Raw genomic sequence first — 2,086 nt, forward strand, 5'->3', positions numbered from 1 at the left:
GCTTAATCCAAATTTTTTTGAATTAACTAATATAAACCTTATTCCCTTAGGTTGGTCAAAGGGAATCAACTCACCACAACATCAAATCCAAATTAAACTTGGGAAGTAGGTTCGCGGCTTCTTTCATTTTATTGTCAATGGTTTTGGCATAGATTTCCGTAGTTCGTATTTCACGGTTTCCTAGTGGTTTGAAAAAGTATAGATATCCGCACCATTTTCTGAGCATTGTTACTTACCGAATACAAAACCTTGGTATGACAGTTTTGGTTGAGATTATCCGTATGGATAAAGTAGTTAGGTTGTATTGATTTAGAATGCCCGTGGTGCCAGCATCAGCGGGGGATTGAGAGGTTTAGAGGTGAGACTCCCCTTTACCTACTCGACTGGGCACAGTTTTTTAATTTTCAAGCCAACTATAAAATTTGACGTTATTCCAACTAATTATTGAAATAGTGACTCCAGAATCTTCTTCGATATTTTCAGAAGAATATTCATTCATTACGTTAGCTAATTTGTTAAATTCTAATGAATTTGTGTACATATAATATTTTGAGGGATGATTGACCCAATTTCCATCAGTTGTTTCTGGGTAAGGTATTCTCCCTTCTCCTTCAAAGTCAAATTCTATGAAGTCAGGATTTTGTTCTATTATCTCTGAAAAATCTGTGTAAATGTTTGTATTAGTTGTATTAGTTCCGCAAACATATGCAAATGAATTTTCAGGAATTCTAAAAGTTTTGTTGTACAACGAGGTTGTGAAGTTGTTTTCGATAAGTGTTAAAGATATTTTTTGCTGATTAATGTCTATATAATACTTGTCAATTACACTTCCATTTAAAAAGGTTATTTTATTTATGTTTTCAGGTATTTCAATATAGGATGTTGCAGGTCCGATTGCAGTTAAACACAATTCGGGTTCAATTATCTGTTCAAATCTTACAATAAGTTCATTGTCATTTGTAAATTCAGTTGTTGCCAACCCGTAGTTGATACAAGGGAATATTTCGGAGGTAATTAGTTTTAATTTTAAAACAGGTTCTTGAGCTTCGTTAGTTGTATATATTTCTTCTGCCATAAAATTTATTACTGTATCGATAGAGTTCTCAATAATATATTCTGCATAATCGGTATCATTTATAACATCACCATTTTCAGAATTACAACCCAAAAAAGCAAATCCAATTAAAGTGAATATTAATATTTTTTTCATGACATTTATTTATTAAGTAGATGGGAATTTTTCCATTTGGATGCGTCAAATGTTTACAACGTGCCGGCGTCGAGTAGGAAAAGGGAGTTTCACCCCGAGTCTCTCACACCCGCCTGCCGGAACGGGCAGGGAACCGTACGTGATAGTCTCCCATCATACGGCTCTTGTTGTACAAATCTAAGCTATTACATTTATTTCAGAATAACGCCAATGGTAGAACAAAGTCGGAAATTGTTTCCTGACTGTTGTCAACCATTTATAGGCTTTCCCCATGCTGGTTTTGTAGCCCCTGTTACGCGAGCGTCGCGCTCGTGAATGAAACTATAGATGAGGCGAGATATGGCCTTCCTTTGCCTTTAGGCAGGCTTAAACCTGGCACCATTGTTAGTCATTACAAGAAAGTGTAAAAATAAAAAACCCAGTGTTTACTGGGTTTTGTTGCGATTTTATAATTGATGTTTTGTAGGATTACTTCCCGATACAGAAAGTGACGAACCCCTATTTTACAGGGGTTCCCATGCTTCGAGGTACACATGGGGTACAAAACTATATTTTCCGATATTAACTAAAAACCACAGTTACTTCATTATCAGACACTTATAAAAACGGAGAATTAACCGATAAAAACATAGCATTTTTGCTTATGAGCCGATTAAATATCCTAATCGGCTCATGCATTACAATTGGCAACTATTGAAGTATTATATCACTATCAATATTTAATTTTTGATGCAAGGCTTTGGCAACGTTCAAAGTAATCTCTCTTTTCCCGTTTAAGTAGTCACTTATTCTGGAGGCGCTTGTACCTAAGAGAGTTGCTAAATCCTTTCTTTTGAGTCCCATTTCAAACATACGTAGTTCTATCATTTCTTGTAA

2 protein-coding genes are annotated in these 2,086 nt (G+C 35.2%); both read right to left on the reverse strand.

Features of this window, described 5'->3' with window-relative positions:
- Window positions 1-397 precede the first annotated feature (397 nt).
- Window positions 398-1,210, reverse strand: a complete 813-nt coding sequence (locus tag F1E73_RS16735) for a hypothetical protein (protein ID WP_150452624.1) — start codon at window positions 1,208-1,210, stop codon at window positions 398-400.
- A 690-nt stretch (window positions 1,211-1,900) separates the two neighbouring features.
- On the reverse strand, window positions 1,901-2,086 hold a 186-nt coding region (locus tag F1E73_RS16740), incomplete at its 5' end, for a helix-turn-helix domain-containing protein (RefSeq protein ID WP_150452625.1).

Origin of the sequence: Arenibacter lacus (assembly GCF_008711145.1) — a bacterium.
Lineage (GTDB): Bacteria > Bacteroidota > Bacteroidia > Flavobacteriales > Flavobacteriaceae > Arenibacter > Arenibacter amylolyticus.